General features: G+C 68.1%; 12 protein-coding genes. 2 read left to right on the top strand and 10 right to left on the bottom strand.

Annotated elements, in window-relative coordinates; all coding sequences use genetic code 11:
* Window positions 1-116: 116 nt before the first annotated feature.
* The gene (locus tag ACM14_RS22440; protein ID WP_065347344.1) at window positions 117-2,552 is read right to left on the bottom strand and encodes a cation-translocating P-type ATPase; all 2,436 of its coding nucleotides are present in this window, start codon (window positions 2,550-2,552) and stop codon (window positions 117-119) included.
* A gap of 116 nt (window positions 2,553-2,668) precedes the next feature.
* Here ACM14_RS22440 and ACM14_RS22435 point away from each other — a divergent pair, with 116 nt between their 5' ends.
* Window positions 2,669-3,112 (top strand): universal stress protein, encoded by a 444-nt coding sequence (locus ACM14_RS22435; protein WP_065347343.1) that lies wholly within the window; start codon window positions 2,669-2,671, stop codon window positions 3,110-3,112.
* 108 nt (window positions 3,113-3,220) lie between these two features.
* Here the strand turns inward: ACM14_RS22435 and ACM14_RS22430 are convergent, their stop codons facing one another.
* The 4 genes from ACM14_RS22430 to ACM14_RS22415 form a co-directional block, all read right to left on the bottom strand.
* Window positions 3,221-4,774 carry a malonyl-CoA synthase gene (locus ACM14_RS22430; protein ID WP_065347348.1) on the bottom strand — a complete coding sequence of 518 codons (1,554 nt, stop codon included), beginning with the start codon at window positions 4,772-4,774 and terminating at the stop codon, window positions 3,221-3,223.
* Between the two features lie 43 nt (window positions 4,775-4,817).
* Window positions 4,818-6,005 carry a CaiB/BaiF CoA-transferase family protein gene (locus ACM14_RS22425; RefSeq protein ID WP_043781451.1) on the bottom strand — a complete coding sequence of 396 codons (1,188 nt, stop codon included), beginning with the start codon at window positions 6,003-6,005 and terminating at the stop codon, window positions 4,818-4,820.
* Window positions 6,006-6,168: 163 nt separating this feature from the next.
* Window positions 6,169-7,137: a tripartite tricarboxylate transporter substrate binding protein gene (locus ACM14_RS22420; protein ID WP_065347342.1), complete on the bottom strand. Its 969-nt coding sequence runs from the start codon at window positions 7,135-7,137 to the stop codon at window positions 6,169-6,171.
* A 182-nt stretch (window positions 7,138-7,319) separates the two neighbouring features.
* The gene (locus ACM14_RS22415) at window positions 7,320-8,069 is read right to left on the bottom strand and encodes an enoyl-CoA hydratase/isomerase family protein (protein ID WP_012204616.1); all 750 of its coding nucleotides are present in this window, start codon (window positions 8,067-8,069) and stop codon (window positions 7,320-7,322) included.
* 39 nt (window positions 8,070-8,108) lie between these two features.
* Here ACM14_RS22415 and ACM14_RS22410 point away from each other — a divergent pair, with 39 nt between their 5' ends.
* On the top strand, window positions 8,109-8,825 hold the full coding sequence (locus ACM14_RS22410; protein ID WP_013803234.1) for a GntR family transcriptional regulator: 717 nt from the start codon (window positions 8,109-8,111) through the stop codon (window positions 8,823-8,825).
* A gap of 12 nt (window positions 8,826-8,837) precedes the next feature.
* On the opposite strand, the gene ACM14_RS22405 is transcribed toward ACM14_RS22410, so the two are convergent.
* The 5 genes from ACM14_RS22405 to ACM14_RS22385 form a co-directional block, all read right to left on the bottom strand.
* Window positions 8,838-9,992, bottom strand: a complete 1,155-nt coding sequence (locus ACM14_RS22405; RefSeq protein WP_065347341.1) for an esterase-like activity of phytase family protein — start codon at window positions 9,990-9,992, stop codon at window positions 8,838-8,840.
* Window positions 9,993-10,108: 116 nt separating this feature from the next.
* A complete protein-coding gene (locus ACM14_RS22400) occupies window positions 10,109-11,107 on the bottom strand; it encodes a tripartite tricarboxylate transporter substrate binding protein (protein ID WP_012204613.1) in 999 nt (332 codons plus the stop codon).
* 96 nt (window positions 11,108-11,203) lie between these two features.
* Window positions 11,204-12,649 carry a malonyl-CoA decarboxylase gene (locus tag ACM14_RS22395; RefSeq protein ID WP_065347340.1) on the bottom strand — a complete coding sequence of 482 codons (1,446 nt, stop codon included), beginning with the start codon at window positions 12,647-12,649 and terminating at the stop codon, window positions 11,204-11,206.
* Window positions 12,650-12,881: 232 nt separating this feature from the next.
* Entirely contained in the window at window positions 12,882-13,727 is an 846-nt protein-coding gene (lgt, locus tag ACM14_RS22390; protein WP_225614206.1) for a prolipoprotein diacylglyceryl transferase, read from the bottom strand.
* Between the two features lie 61 nt (window positions 13,728-13,788).
* Window positions 13,789-14,253 carry a MarR family winged helix-turn-helix transcriptional regulator gene (locus tag ACM14_RS22385; RefSeq protein WP_034391791.1) on the bottom strand — a complete coding sequence of 155 codons (465 nt, stop codon included), beginning with the start codon at window positions 14,251-14,253 and terminating at the stop codon, window positions 13,789-13,791.
* Window positions 14,254-14,271 lie beyond the last annotated feature (18 nt).

Raw genomic sequence — 14,271 nt, 5'->3', positions numbered from 1 at the left:
GGCGCGATCCAGCTCAGTGACACCGAGCAAGAGCCGCCTCGCGGCGAAGGTGTCGTTCCCCTCCCGCGAAGCGAGAGAGGGGGAAGCGGCGCAGCCGCTCAGGGGGTGTATTTCCATCAGAACCTCCCCACCGTTGCGGTGGAGCCCGTCTTCATCGCGACGGACGCTGCGGGCGCAGCAGGCGTGCCCGTGTGTTTCGTTGCAGCCAGTGGCAGGCTGCGCGCAAGGCGCGCGGCATTCATCACCACCAGCAGCGAACTCAGTGCCATTCCCAGTCCGGCCACCCAGGCAGGCATGAAGCCCGCCAGGGCCAGCGGAATCGACACCGCGTTGTAAGCGGCTGCCCAGGCCATGTTCTGGCGCACCACCTGCAGCGTGCGGCGCGACAACAGGCATGCCTGGAGTACCAGTTCCAGGCTGTCACCCAGAACAACGAAATCTGCGCGCGATTGTGCCAGGGGCACTGCTCTACCAAAAGCAAAAGAGACATGCGCTCCAGCTAAAACTGGGCCGTCGTTGAGGCCGTCGCCCACCATGGCCACGTGGTGGCCGCCAGCCTGCGCCTGCTGCAGGCGCTCCAGCTTGTCCTGCGGGCTGCAGCCGCCTTCGGCCTGGGTGATGCCCACGCGCGCCGCCATGGCGCGGGCCGCGTCCTCGCGGTCGCCGGACAGCAGCATCACCTGCACGCCATGCCGGTGCAGCGCCTGCACCACGGCGGCGGCCTCGGGCCGCACGTCCTCGCTGAGGACGAAGCGGGCCAGTGTGTGCCAGCCCTGCGAGGTCTCCTCGGCCAGCAGCACACCCTGCACGGGCTGCTCCCCGGCCAGGCCTGCGTGCAGGGCCGAGCCCAGCCGCAGATGGCGGCGCGCGCCGGGGCGCTGCACCCAGGCGTCCAGGCCCAGGCCGGCCATTTCCTGCATGGTGTCCAGCTTCCAGTCGGTGGCGGCATCGGCGCCGGCCTGCGCAATGGCGCGCGAGGCCGGGTGGATGGACTGGCGCGCCAGCAGCGCCGCCAGTGCCAGCACTTCGTCGGCATCTTCGCCCGCAGCAGGCTCGAAGGACGACAGGGCCAGGCCATCGCGCGTGAGCGTGCCGGTCTTGTCGAACACCAGGGTGTCCACGGCGGCCAGCGCCTCCAGGCCCTGCAGGTTGCGCACCAGCACGCCGCTGCGCGCCAGCGTGCCGGCGGCGGTGAGCATGGCCACGGGCGTGGCCAGCGACAGCGCGCAGGGGCAGGTCACGATGAGCACGGCCACCGCCACCATCATGGCCTTGCCGGGATCGGTGGGCCACCACCAGATGGCAGCGCCCAGCGCAGCCAGCAGCACCACGACGAGAAAAGGCCGCGCCACCTTGTCGGCCAGCTGGGCCAGGCGCGGCTTTTGCAGCGAGGCGCTTTCCATCAGGCCCACGATCTGGGCGAAGCGCGTATCGGCGCCCACGCCATCCACGCGCACATCGACCACGGCATCCAGGTTGTAGCTGCCGGCCGTGACGGTATCGCCCTCGGCACGCAGCACGGGCGTGGACTCGCCGGTGAGCAGGGCCTCGTCGGCATGGGTGCGGCCGCGCACGATGGTGCCGTCGGCCGGGAAGGCCTCGCCACTGAGCACGCGCACCCGGTCGCCCGCCCGCAGGCGGCGCGTGGCCACGCGCTCGAAATGGCCGGCTGCGTTCTCGCGCAGCACGGCATCGGGCAGGCGGTTCATCACCGCTTCCAGCGCGCCGGCCGTGCGGTCGCGCAGGCGCAGCTCCAGCCAGCGGCCGGACAGCAGGAAGAAGACGAACATGGTCAGCGAGTCGTAGAAGACTTCCTCGCCGAAGGGCCCCGAAGGATCGAAGGTGCCCAGCGAACTGATCACGAAGGTGATCAGCATGCCCAGGGCCACGGGCAGGTCCATGCTCACGCGGCGCTGGCGTATGTCGCGCAGCGCGCTGGAGAAGAAGGGGCCGCAGCAAAACAGCACCACGGGCAGCGAGATGACCCAGGAGGCCCAGCGCAGCAGCGTCTCCATCTCCTGCGACAGGTCGCCGGGGCGGGCCACGTAGGCGGGCCACGCATACATCATGACCTGCATCATGCAAAAGCCGGCCACCAGCCAGCGCCACAGCGCACGGCGGCTCTCGGCCTGGCGGCGCTCGCGCGCAAAGGCATCGCGTGCGGGAAGCGCCTGGTAGCCGGCGCGCCGCACGGCCTCCATCCACTCGGAGGGAAGCACCTGCGCATGGCGCCAGGTGACACGGGCGCGGCGCGTGGCAGCACTGACTTCGGCCTTCTCCACTCCGGGCACGGCACGCAGCGCATCCTCGATGGTCAGGGCGCATGCGGCACAGTGCATGCCTTCCAGAACGACGTGCGAATCCCAGGCGGGAAAGTCGGTAGGTTCCTTGGAAGGGTCGGCGGGAGTTGCGGGGCCTGCGGGCCGTCCGAACGAACTCCACTCCTGCGGGTCATCCAGCAGCCGGGCGGTGGCCTGCTGCGAGGGCGAGGGGCCTGAATCAAGCGCCGCCACTGCCGCCTCGCTGGATGGGGCTATCGTGGTGTGGGGCATGGTTCTTAGCGTAATCGGGCCGCATGATAAGCGTATTGACATTAATCAACCGTTAACTCATGGTTGGGTCTATGCTGACTTCATCCCATCCATCAGCACACACGAAAGGAGCACGCATGTACAACCGCATCCTGATCGCCACCGACGGTTCCGAGCTTTCCGACAAGGCCGTGGACAGGGGGCTGGGCCTTGCCGCGCTGTGCGGCGCCAGCGTCGTCGTCGTCCAGGTGGTGCAACACTATCCGCGCAGCTACTTCGAGGGCGGCGAGACCGTGGACCTCAAGCAGATCGAGCGCATCGAAGGCCAGTGGACTTCCAACGCGCAGACCGTGCTGGATGCCATCCATGCCAAGGGACAGGCTCTGAAGGTCAACGTGACCACCGAGATCGTCAAGTCCGACCTGGTCGCCGAAAGCGTGATCGACGTGGCCAAGCGCCGCGACTGCGATCTCATCGTCATGGCCTCGCACGGACGCAAGGGCCTGCAGCGCCTGCTGCTGGGCAGCGAGACGCAGCATGTGCTCACGCACACCCATATCCCCGTGCTCGTCCTGCGTTGAAGGGTAGCGGCAGCCTCGGCGGCCGCCACACAAAAAAAGGCATCGGCGGCGCCGATGCCTTTTGCTTTTTCAATCAGGCCAGGGCGCAATCCGCACCCTGGCGCCAACTCAGGCGAACAGCTGCTTGTGTTCGTCGCGCAGCAGGTTCTTCTGCACCTTGCCCATGGTGTTGCGCGGCAGCTCCTGCACCACGAAGCAGCGCTTGGGAATCTTGAAATTGGCCAGTTGGCCCTTGAGCGCATCGACCACCGCCTGGGGCTCCAGGGCGGCACCGGGGCGCGGCACGACCACGGCCACGCCCACTTCGCCGAAGTCCGGGTGCGGCACGCCGACCAGGGCGCTTTCGGCCACGCCGGGCAGCTCGTTGATGAAGCCTTCGATCTCGGCCGGATAGACGTTGTAGCCGCCCGAGATGATCAGGTCCTTGCTGCGGCCCACGATGCTCACATAGCCCCGCTCGTCGAGCTTGCCCACGTCGCCCGTGCGGAACCAGCCATCGGCCGTGAACTCCTCGGCCGTCTTCTCGGGCATGCGCCAGTAGCCCTTGAACACATTGGGGCCGCGCACCTGGATATTGCCGATCTCGCCCACGGGCACCTGCTCGCTTGCGTCGTCCACGATGCGCACGCCCACGCCGGGCAGCGCAAAGCCCACGGTGCCGGCGCGGCGCTCGGACTGGCCGCCGTTGTGCGCGTCGGCGCGGTAGGGATTGGAGGTCAGCATGATGGTCTCGCTCATGCCGTAGCGCTCCAGGATGACATGGCCGGTGCGCTCCTGCCAGTCGCGGTGCGTCTCCACCAGCATGGGGGCCGAGCCCGAGATGAACAGCCGCATGTGGGCCGCCGCCTCGCGCGTGAGCCGCGCGTCCGCCAGCATGCGCACATAGAGCGTGGGCACGCCCATGAAGACGGTGGCGTCGCGCATGCGCGAGATCACCGTGCCGGGCTCGAACTTCGACAGCCAGATCATGGGGCTGCCATTGATCAGCGCGCCGTGGATGGCCACGAACAGCCCGTGCACATGGAAGATGGGCAGCGCGTGGATGAGCACGTCGCCGTCCTGCCAGCCCCAGTAGTCCTTGAGCGTCTCGGCGTTGGACAGCATGTTGCCGTGCGTGAGCATCGCCCCCTTGCTGCGGCCCGTGGTGCCGCTGGTGTAGAGGATGGCGGCAAGGTCGTCCTCGCCGCGCTCCACCACCTCATGCTCGTCGCCATGGTGGGCCGCGCGTTCCAGCAGCGTGCCGCTGCGGTCGTCGCCCAGGGTGTAGACATGGGCCACGCCCGAGGTGAAGGCGATCTTGGAGACCCAGCCGAAATTGCCCGGCGCGCAGACCACGACGGCGGGCTCGGCATTGCCCACGAAGTATTCGATCTCGGCGCTCTGGTAGGCCGTGTTCAGCGGCAGGAAGACATGGCCGCTGCGCAGCGTGGCCAGGTAGAGCATCAGCGCCTCGACCGACTTTTCCACCTGCACGGCGATGCGGCTGGCGGGCGGCAGTTGCAGCGACTGCAGCAGGTTGGCCATGCGCGCGCTGCCACGGTCCAGGTCGGCCCAGCTGTAGAACAGGCTGGCGCCGTCCGCGCCTATGGCCTCTACGGCCCACTTCTGCAGATCCTGGGGAAAGGCGGCGCGCAAGGCAGCGAACAGATTGCGGTTGGTCATGGCTGTGAAGAAGAAGGAAGAGTCCGCGGGAAGCAGGGAAATCTCAGGCACGTTCATGGTTGGGCGAAGGCTGCGCCACGGACAGCTCGCGCAGGATGCGCTCGCGGTCCGCGTCCAGCGCGGGCGGCTGCCTGCGCACCAGGGGCTGATCGCACGCGGCCAGCAAGGGGTTGCCCGCCACGCGCAGCGTCTGGCCACCGGGGGCCTGCACCTGGGCCAGCATGCCGCGCTCGCGCACCTGGGGATGCTCGACGACATCGGCCACGCTGTTGTACTCCCCCGCCGGGATGCCATTATCAGTGAGCAGGCGCAGCCAATGCGCCCTGGGACTGTCCCGCAGGCGCGCCTCCAGCGCGGCCTTGAGTTCGGCCTGGTGCTCGCAGCGCAGGGCATTGCCGGCAAAGCGCGCGTCCTCGGCCAGTTCGGGCAATTGCAGCAGGCTGCACAGCTTGCGGAACAGCGCATCGCTGCCCACGGCGATGACGAACCAGCCGTCCTGCGCCGCGAACACATCGAAGGGTGCCATGGACGGATGCCGCGTACCCATGGGCCCCGGCACGCTGCCCAGCGCACCGAGCCGCGCCACGGGGTTCTCCAGCAAGGCCACCTGGCAGTCGAGCATGGAGACATCGACACGCTCGCCCTGCCCCGTGCGGGCGCGGCGCATGAGTGCGGCCTGCGTGCCGATGACGGCGTACAGCCCCGCGCCCAGGTCGCCGATGGACACGCCCACGCGGCAGGGCCCGGCGCCCGGGTGTCCGGTCACGCTCATCATTCCGCTCATGGCCTGCACCACCATGTCGTAGGCAGGAAAGCCGCTGTAGGGGCCCGTCTGGCCAAAGCCAGAGACCGACGTCATCACCAGCCGGGGATGGCGCGCATGCAGGGTCTCCCAGCCATAGCCGAGCTTGTCCATGGTGCCGGGGCGGAAGTTCTCGACCAGCACATCGGCGCCTTGCAGCAGGCGCTCGAAGACCTCGCGGTCCTGCGGCTGCTTGAGGTCCAGCGCAATGGATTCCTTGTTGCGGTTCACCGACAGGAAATAGGCCGAGCCCCCGTCCACAAACGGCCCGATGCCGCGCGCATCGTCGCCCGTGCCGGGCTGCTCCACCTTGATCACGCGCGCGCCCAGGTCGGCCAGCATCTGCGTGCACATGGGGCCGGCCAGCACGCGCGTGAGGTCGATGACGGTAAGGCCTTCCAGCGGCAGGCCCGTGGCTTGTTCATTCATAGGGATTTCCATATCGTTATCTATTGCTTGATGCGACACCCACAACCCGTGGGACCGGCGGGGCCCAAGACCAGGACACCGAGGAAGGGCCGCTCCCGCACCGAGGGTGTCGTCCCCCCCGCGAAGCGAGAGGGGGAAGGCGCGTGGCGCCTCAGGGGGTGTCTCACTGCAGCCCGGCGCCGGAACGCTGGGTCAAGGCCTTGGACTCCTGCCCTTCCTTCAAGGCCCAGGCACGGAATTCCTCAAGGGATGCCGAGGGCGCTGCCAGATTGCCCTGCTTGGCCAGCCTGGCCTTCACATCGGGGTCTTCCAGGGCCTTGGTGCTGGCATCGAACAGCTTCCTGGCCACCTCCTCGGGCAGGCCCGCCGGTGCGAACAGCCCGAACCAGAAGGTGTAGTCAAAGCCCGGCACGCCGGACTCCTTCATGCCCGGCAGCTCGGGAAACAGCGGCGAGCGCTCTGCCGTGCTCACGGCCAGCATGCGCAGCTTGCCGGCCTGGGCCAGCGGCAGCACCGAGGGCGGCGTGCCGAAGGTCAGGTCCACATCGCCGGCGGCCACGGCCTGTATCGATGGCGCACCGCCCTTGAACGGCACATGCAGCATGCGCAGCCCGCCGCTGGCGCCCGCGAACGACAGCGTGGCCAGGTGCGTGATCACGCCTGCGCCCGAGGAGGAATAGCTGAGCTTGTCGGGCTGGCTGCGCGCCAGCGCCACCAGGTCGTCCACGCCCTGGCCCGGAAAATCCTTGCGCACGGCCAGCAGCATGGGGGCCGAACTCCAGCGCGTGATGCCCGTGAAGTTGCGCGCGCCGTCATAGCGCGCGCTCTTGTAGAGCAGCTGGTCCGAGCCATAGATATTGGCGCTGCCCAGCAGCAGCGTGTAGCCGTCGGGCGCTGCACGCGCCACATGCTCGGAGGCCAGCGTGGTGCCGGCGCCCGGGCGGTTGTCCACCAGCAGGGGCTGGCCCAGGATCTTGCCGACCTTGTCGGCCACGATGCGCGCCACCGCGTCGGCGCCGCCACCGGGCGGAAATCCCACGACCAGCGTGACGGGCCGGGCGGGATAGGACTGGGCCATCGCGCCACCGGCCAATCCGGCCAGCAGCAACGACAGTGCAAAACGCTTGAACATGGCTTGTCTCCTGTTTATTGATACCCCCTGAGTCGCTGCGCGCCTTCCCCCAAAGGGGGACGACACCCTCGGTGCGGGAGCGACCCTTCCTCGGTGTCCCCGAGTTGGGCCGCGCCGGTTCCGTGGGCTGTGGGCGGTAGGCAGCACCACGGGCAATCTGCGTGTATGCGGGAGGATGCGGTTCAGCGCCCCTTGAACTCCGGACTGCGTTTCTCGCGCCAGGCCCGGCCGCCTTCCTGCAGGTCTTCGGAGGCGATGCTGCGCTGCACCTCGCGCGTGATCTCGGCCACGTCATGGCGGCCACGCGCTATCAGGTTCAGGTGCTTTTTCATGCCGAACAGGGGGATGGGCGCCATGGCGGCCAGCGTGCCGGTGAGCTGCTCCACGGCCGCGGCGAAGGCGGCGGGATCGGCCAGATGGGTGAGGAATCCGCAGGCCTTCATCTCCGGGGCCTGGATGCGCTCGCAGGTCAGGAACAGCCGCTTGGCCGTGTCCAGGCCCAGGCGCGAGACATAGCGCTCCAGCCCGCCCGCGTAGAAATGCAGGCCCAGGCGCGCGGCCGGCATGAACATTTCGGCCGCCGTGCTGCCCACGCGAAAGTCGCAGGCCAGGGCCATGTCGGTGGCGCCGCCGTAGACGCCGCCGTGGATCGCGGCCACGGTCACGGCGCGGCATTGTTCGATGGCGTCCACCATCTCGCCGAAGCTGCTGCCCTCGGTCTGGCTTCCCTGGATCTCTGATATATCATAACCACTGCAAAAGTACTTGCCTTCGCTGCGCAGCACCACCACGCGCACATCGTCGCGGTGGTTGATATGCTCCATGTGCGCGACCAGCGCGCCCAGGTCTTCCGGGGCCAGCTTGTTGGCCGCTTCGGGACGCTGCAGCGTGATGGTGGCCAGGTGATCCTGGATGTCGAGTCTGGGTGTCATATGTATCAGTCAGTCAATCAGATATATTTGAATTAGAAAATGCTTCCAGCCAAGCAGCCATTGGAGAAAACCCCGGCCACGTCCAGCCTGCAGGAGCGTATACGGCAATCGCTGGAAGACGAGCTGCGCTCGGGCGCCATGCGGCCCGGCGACGCCATCGACGAGCCGGCCCTGTGCGAACGCTTCGGCGCCTCGCGCACCCCCGTGCGCGAGGCGCTGCTGCTGCTGGTGGCCAAGGGGCTGGTGGAGATCGTTCCGCGCTCGGGCATCTATGTGCGGCGGCTGGATGCGCGCGAGCTGGTGGCCATGATGGAAGGCCTGGCCGAGCTGGAAGGCGTGCTGGCCCGGCTGGCTGCCACGCGCATCCATGCGCAGCTGCGCGAGCGGCTGCAGGCGGCGCTGGCGCACACCGCCGCCTGCGCCCAGGCGCAGGATGCCGAAGGCTATGTGCAGGCCAACATGCAGCTGCACGAACTGATATACGAGGCCAGCGGCAACGACTTCATCGTGGAGCAGACGCGGCTGCTGCGGCTGCGCATCACGCCCTACCGTGGCCGCATGTTCGAGAAGCCCGGCCGGCTTGCGCGCTCGCAGCAGGAGCACGCCACCGTGGTGGCCGCCATCTGCGCAGGCCAGGCGGAGGTGGCCGCCGAGGCCATGCGCCAGCACATCTGCGCAGGCGGCAGCGCCTTCACCGACATGGTGCTGGGCGCGCCCGCGCAGGCGGGCTACGAACGCCCGCGCAAGTCAAGGTAGCCCGAAGAGGGCTCAGGGCCGCACTTCAAAGGCCAGGAACTGCGTGACCTGGTTGTCCGCGAAGTTGTTGTCGGCCACCAGCACCAGGGTGCGGTTGCCGTTGGCCAGGCGCGGACCCCAGGAGATGCCTTCGATGTTGTCCAGCTTGATGCCTTGGTAGGTCACGGGCATTTCCAGCAGCAGCTCGCGCTTCATGGGCTTGTAGCTGGCGCCCACCAGGCTCTTGAAGCTGCGCACGTCGGTGGTGTCCGGCTCGATGGTGGCGCGCGTCAGGCGGATGGTGTTGCCCACGCCATCGGCAAAGGCGCGCTCGATGGCGATGAACTCGTTGTTGGAGACGGCCAGCAGCTCGGGCAGGCCGTTGTCCGGCGGAAAGCTGCCGCTGGCGGCCTTGTCCAGGGGAATCTTCGGCAGTTGGTAGGCGTACTGCGCGCCGGACTTGCCCGTGGCCGGATCGAGCTTAAGGACGCGGATGACGCTGCCCGCAACCAGCGTGGTGAGGGGGCCGTCTTCCACCAGCGCATCCTCGTTGGCCGTGAATACGCTGCCGGCGGGCGTGACGGCCAGGGCCTCGAACAGCTTGTTGTTGCGCCCTCCGCTGGTGGTGTTGTCCACGTAGTTGAAGGCCGCAGGCGTCTCGAAGTCGCGCACGAAGCTGCCGTCGACCTTGATCTCGCGCACAAAGGGCTGGAACAGGCTGGCGGGGTCGGTGCTGAAGTTGCCCTCGCTGGACACGTAGAGGTTGCCGTTGGGCGCCACGCGGATGCCTTCGGGGTCCACGGTGCGGCGTGTGCTGGGCAGCGGCTGGCCGTCGCGGCCCTTGAGCGTGACCATCTTGCGGATGGTCACGGCCTGGATGGCCTTGTCATCGAACTGAATGCCCAGGTTGTAGAAGCGCGGCGTGCCACGCTCGCCGCCGCGCTCATCGGAGATGGCCCAGTAGCTGCCATCGGGCGCGCGGTCAAGGCCGGAGATGCCGCCGAACTCCACGCCGTCGAACAGTGTCTTGGTCCTGATGCTGTAGTCGCCGATCAGCCGCAGCGAGCCGATGGTCTCGGGGCCGTCGTCGCTGCCGCCGCAGCCTGCCAGGCCCGTGGCCGTGCCGAAAGCCAGGACCAGCGCGAGCAGCACGGATGCGGGCGAGCGGACCTTGTCTGCCTTGTTCATATTCCCTCCCAGGATGGATCTCAGAAGGGATGGACCGTAGCCAAGGCCCGTGACAGGGTGGTGACATGCACGCGCATGCCGCCGCCCTGCCCCTGCCCTGACCGGCCCCTCGTCCGCTACTCCAGCTTGGCGCCCGAGGCCTTGACCACCTGCGCCCAGCGCGCGATCTCGCCATGCACCATGGCCGCGAACTGCTGCTGGTTCATGCCGCCGTAGTCGGCGCCGTTGCGCGCCCAGATGGACTTGATCTCTTCGGCCGAGCCTATGCGCTGCACCTGGTCGATGACCTGGGCCTGCACGGCCTGCGGCGTGCCCTTGGGCGCCCACAGGCCGTACCAGGTCGTGACCGTGTAGTCGGGCAGGCCGGACTCGGCCGCGCAGGGCACGTCGGGGAAGGCGGGGTTGCGCTTGTCGCCAGAGACCATCAGCGCGCGGATGCGTCCGCTCTTGATGTGCTGGGCCGACGAGCCCAGGCCGTCGAACATCATGTCCACATTGCCGGCGATCAGGTCCTGCAGCGCCGGGCCCGCGCCCCGATAGGGAATGTGGGTGATGAAGGTATTGGTCTGCAGCTTGAACAGCTCGCCGGCCAGGTGGTGCGAGGTGCCCGCGCCCGCCGAAGCGTAGTTGAGCTTGCCCGGCCGCTTGCGCAGGTCGGACAGCAGCTCCTGCACGGTCTTGTGCGGCACGTTGCGCGGGTTGACCACCAGCACCTGGGGCACGCTGGCCAGCAGGGCCAGCGCGATGAAGTCGCGCTCCAGGTCATAGTCCAGGCGCGGGTACATGGACGGCGCAATCACATGGTGGGTGCCGCCCATGAAGAAGTTGTAGCCGTCCGGCGCCAGCTTGGCCGCGTAGCTGGCGCCCAGGGTGCCGCCTGCGCCGCCGCGGTTGTCGATCACCAGGGTCTTGCCCGCGCTCTTGGCGAACTGGGCCGAGAACGGCCGGGCAAAGGCATCGGTGCCCCCGCCGGCCGGAAACGGCACGACCAGGTTCACGGGTTTGGACGGCCAGTCCGCCGCCGCGCGGGCTGCCATGGGCAGGGCCAGCGCGGCCATCGAGGCCCCGGCTGCGCGCAACACCGCGCGCCGCCCCGTGGGGTGGGAAGCTTGCATGACTTGTCTCCTTGTCGCCTCTTTGAGGCTGTCTTCGTTGTCAGGCGCAGCAGTCCCTGTGCAAGAAAAGGGGCACGGCCTGCGCCGCGCCCCTTTTCATTTGCACAGGGCTTCGATGTCCGAGGACACCGGTATGCGGCCCTGCGCCAGCAGGCCGCGATGCTTGTCCAGGCGCTTGAGGTCGTAGAGGTAGTTGACCATCAGCCCCAGCGACTGCTTGAGTCCCTTGGCCGACAGGTCGGCCGCCCAGTTGAGCCGCTCCACGCGCGCGCCGTTGCCCAAGTGAAAACGCGCTACCGGGTCCAGCGGCCGGCCCTTGGCCGTCTCGCGCCCCAGATAGTGGGCAGCGCAGAACAGCAGTGCGCGGCGCACGGGTGCGTCGGGCTTGAGATCCTGCGGCGCATCCAGCGCCGCCAGCAGGTGCTCGGCGCCCATGCCGCCGGCCTTGAGCTCGAAGGCCTTGCGCTGGCGCTCGTCCATCTTCTCCAGGATGGCATCGCCGTGCTTGGCGATCCAGGCACGCAGGCCCGGAATGGGAGACAGCGTGGCGAAATGGCGCAGCCGGGGGAACTCGCCCGTCAGCGTCTCCACCACATGCTTGATCAGCGAGTCGCCGAAGCTCACGCCGCGCAGGCCGGTCTGGGTGTTGCTGATGGAGTAGAAGATGGCCGTGGTGGCGCGGCCCAGGTCGGCGGCGGCCGCCGTCTCGTCCAGCAGCGGGGCGATGCTGTCGGACATCCGGTCCACCAGCGCCACCTCCACGAAGATCAGCGGTACGGTGGGCATGCGCGGGTGGAAGAACCCGTAGCAGCGCCGGTCGCTGTCCAGGCGGTTCTTGAGGTCGGCCCAGCTGCGGATGTCGTGCACGGCCTCGTACTGGATGAGCTTTTCGATCAGCGAGGCCGGCGAGTCCCAGCTCAGGCGGCGCAGCTCCAGCAGGGCCACGTCGAACCAGTTGGCAAACAGATGCTCCAGCTCGGCGTCCAGCGCGGAAAAGCGCTGCTGCTCCGCCTTGGGCAGGGCCAGCAGTTCGGCGCGCAGGTCCACCAGAAAGCCCATGCCGCCCTGGGGCTGGGCAAAGCGCTGCAGCAGCCGCGTGCGCGGCGACATCAGCGCGCGGCGCAGGTCCATCTCGGCCTGGCCGCGCTCGGCATCGCTGGCCGCCGTGTCATAGCGCTTGCGCGCGGCCATCAGGGCTTCGGTATCGGGGCCGAACTGCTCGACGATCAGCGCCCAGAAATCCTTGTGCGCAGGCAGCTCGGCCTGGGCGTACCAGTCCATGAGCAGTTGCGCATGGCGGCCGCCCTCGACATCGCTCAGACCGGCGTCGGCGGCAGCCTGCAGGTCTTCCATGAGCTTGCGCAGCTCGCGCGGGGACAGCACTTCCTGGCCGCGCCGCAGGGTGGCCTGCAGGCGCTGGGCCGTGCCGCGCGGCGCGGGACCCTTGGCTGCCTCGCCCTCGGACTTTGTTGCAGGCGCAGCCGCATCGGTGCTGCGAAAGCGGGACACATTGCGGGCAATCCAGTCAGTAGCCAGACCCATTCAGAAGTTCCTCCATGTCAAGCGGTCACGGGACTGTCATGCCGCCAATCGGCCAATGACAATCTTTTGCTGCTCACATTATGAGAGTCTGCACGGCAGACCGTGTACGCCGATGTCGCGTTCTTGTCTTCGGGCTATCCCCATGCACGCCCCTGCCCCCTCTCCCGTCAACCTTGCACAAAAAAACAAAGCGGGCACCAGGCCCGCTTCGTATCCGTGCGTACCGCCGGCCTCAGGCCGGCTTGCCCGCCTGGGCGGGATAGGCCGGGCGCCCCGCGGCCCAGAACCACATGGCGATGCCACCGATCACCATGGGCACGCACAGCCACTGGCCCATGCTCATGCCCAGCGACAGCAGGCCCAGGAAGTCATCGGGCTCGCGGAAGTACTCGGCAATGAAGCGGAAGGCGCCGTAGCCGACGAGGAAGACCGCCGCCACCTGGCCCGGCTTGTGCTCCTTGCGCGCATACAGCCACAGCAGCACGAACAGCAGCAGGCCTTCCAGCAGGAACTGGTAGACCTGCGAGGGGTGGCGCGGCAGCATGGAGCCGCTTTGCGGGAAGACCATGGCCCAGGGCAGCTCGGGGCTGGCGAAGCGGCCCCACAGTTCCCCGTTGATGAAGTTGCCGACGCGGCCGGCCGCCAGGCCCGTGGGCACGCAGGGCGCGACGAAGTCGGCCACCTCCAGCCAGGAGCGTGCTCGCGATCGCGCGAACCAGACCATGGATGCGATCACGCCGACCAGGCCGCCATGAAAGCTCATGCCGCCCTGCCAAACATAGAAGATCTCCAGCGGGTGGCTCAGGTAGTAGCCCGGCTTGTAGAACAGGCAATAGCCCAGCCGGCCGCCGACGACCACGCCGAGCACGCCCAGGAAAAGAATGTCTTCCACGTCCTTGCGCGTCCAGGCGCGGTCGCCCTGCATGCGCACGAAGGGCGGGTGGCGCAGCCTGCGCGTTCCCAGCCAGAGGAAGAGGCCGAAAGCGGCCAGATAGGTCAGGCCGTACCAGTGCACGGCGAGGGGCCCGATCTGCAGGGCCACGGGATCGATCTGCGGGTACATCAGCATGGTCGGCATTGTGCCGCAGCGCCGCATGGCCGGCGCCGGCCAGGGGTTGGAAAGCTGGCGGCGCGGCGGTTCAGCCCGGCTGGCTTTCCTGGATGGCCATGAGCTTGTCCAGGGCCGCGAACAGATGGCGCTGCTCGGTGGAGGTCAGCAGTTGCTCCAGCTCGTCTTCGAGTTGCACCACCACGCCCTCGGCCCGCGCCTGCAGCGCGCTGCCTTCGGCCGTCATGTGCAGCTGCTGCAGCCGGCGGTCGCGCGGATCGGGCTGGCGCCCGATAAGCCCGCGCTGCACCAGGCGCTCGACCACCGGCACCAGGTTGGAGGGCGAGATGTCCAGCGCCTCGCCCAGCTGGCGCAGGTAGATGCCGGGATTGGAGTGGATCAGCACCAGGATGGAGAACTCGCTGGGCTTGAGGTCCAGTTCGGCCACGCGCCGCGCGAACAGCTTGTGGATGTGGATTTCCGCGCGCGTGAGGCGGTAGCCCAGGAAACGCTGCAGGCGCGACTGATCGACGGCGGGTTCGGAGGAGCTGTCCATGGACACGGATCTGGAAGA

This window comes from Delftia sp. JD2, assembly GCF_001682645.1.
In the GTDB taxonomy this organism is placed as follows: domain Bacteria; phylum Pseudomonadota; class Gammaproteobacteria; order Burkholderiales; family Burkholderiaceae_C; genus Comamonas; species Comamonas acidovorans.
This window is presented reverse-complemented; position numbering and strand designations above follow the sequence as displayed.

What these genes read in the sequence shown, in the direction of transcription:
- ACM14_RS22415 (WP_012204616.1), bottom strand. Translation starts at nt 8,069, where the DNA reads ATGACACCCAGACTCGACATCCAGGATCACCTGGCCACCATCACGCTG.
- ACM14_RS22410 (WP_013803234.1), top strand. Translation starts at nt 8,109, where the DNA reads ATGCTTCCAGCCAAGCAGCCATTGGAGAAAACCCCGGCCACGTCCAGC.
- ACM14_RS22430 (WP_065347348.1), bottom strand. Translation starts at nt 4,774, where the DNA reads ATGACCAACCGCAATCTGTTCGCTGCCTTGCGCGCCGCCTTTCCCCAG.
- ACM14_RS22395 (WP_065347340.1), bottom strand. Translation starts at nt 12,649, where the DNA reads ATGGGTCTGGCTACTGACTGGATTGCCCGCAATGTGTCCCGCTTTCGC.
- ACM14_RS22400 (WP_012204613.1), bottom strand. Translation starts at nt 11,107, where the DNA reads ATGCAAGCTTCCCACCCCACGGGGCGGCGCGCGGTGTTGCGCGCAGCC.
- lgt (WP_225614206.1), bottom strand. Translation starts at nt 13,727, where the DNA reads ATGCCGACCATGCTGATGTACCCGCAGATCGATCCCGTGGCCCTGCAG.
- ACM14_RS22425 (WP_043781451.1), bottom strand. Translation starts at nt 6,005, where the DNA reads ATGAATGAACAAGCCACGGGCCTGCCGCTGGAAGGCCTTACCGTCATC.
- ACM14_RS22420 (WP_065347342.1), bottom strand. Translation starts at nt 7,137, where the DNA reads ATGTTCAAGCGTTTTGCACTGTCGTTGCTGCTGGCCGGATTGGCCGGT.
- ACM14_RS22435 (WP_065347343.1), top strand. Translation starts at nt 2,669, where the DNA reads ATGTACAACCGCATCCTGATCGCCACCGACGGTTCCGAGCTTTCCGAC.
- ACM14_RS22385 (WP_034391791.1), bottom strand. Translation starts at nt 14,253, where the DNA reads ATGGACAGCTCCTCCGAACCCGCCGTCGATCAGTCGCGCCTGCAGCGT.
- ACM14_RS22440 (WP_065347344.1), bottom strand. Translation starts at nt 2,552, where the DNA reads ATGCCCCACACCACGATAGCCCCATCCAGCGAGGCGGCAGTGGCGGCG.
- ACM14_RS22405 (WP_065347341.1), bottom strand. Translation starts at nt 9,992, where the DNA reads ATGAACAAGGCAGACAAGGTCCGCTCGCCCGCATCCGTGCTGCTCGCG.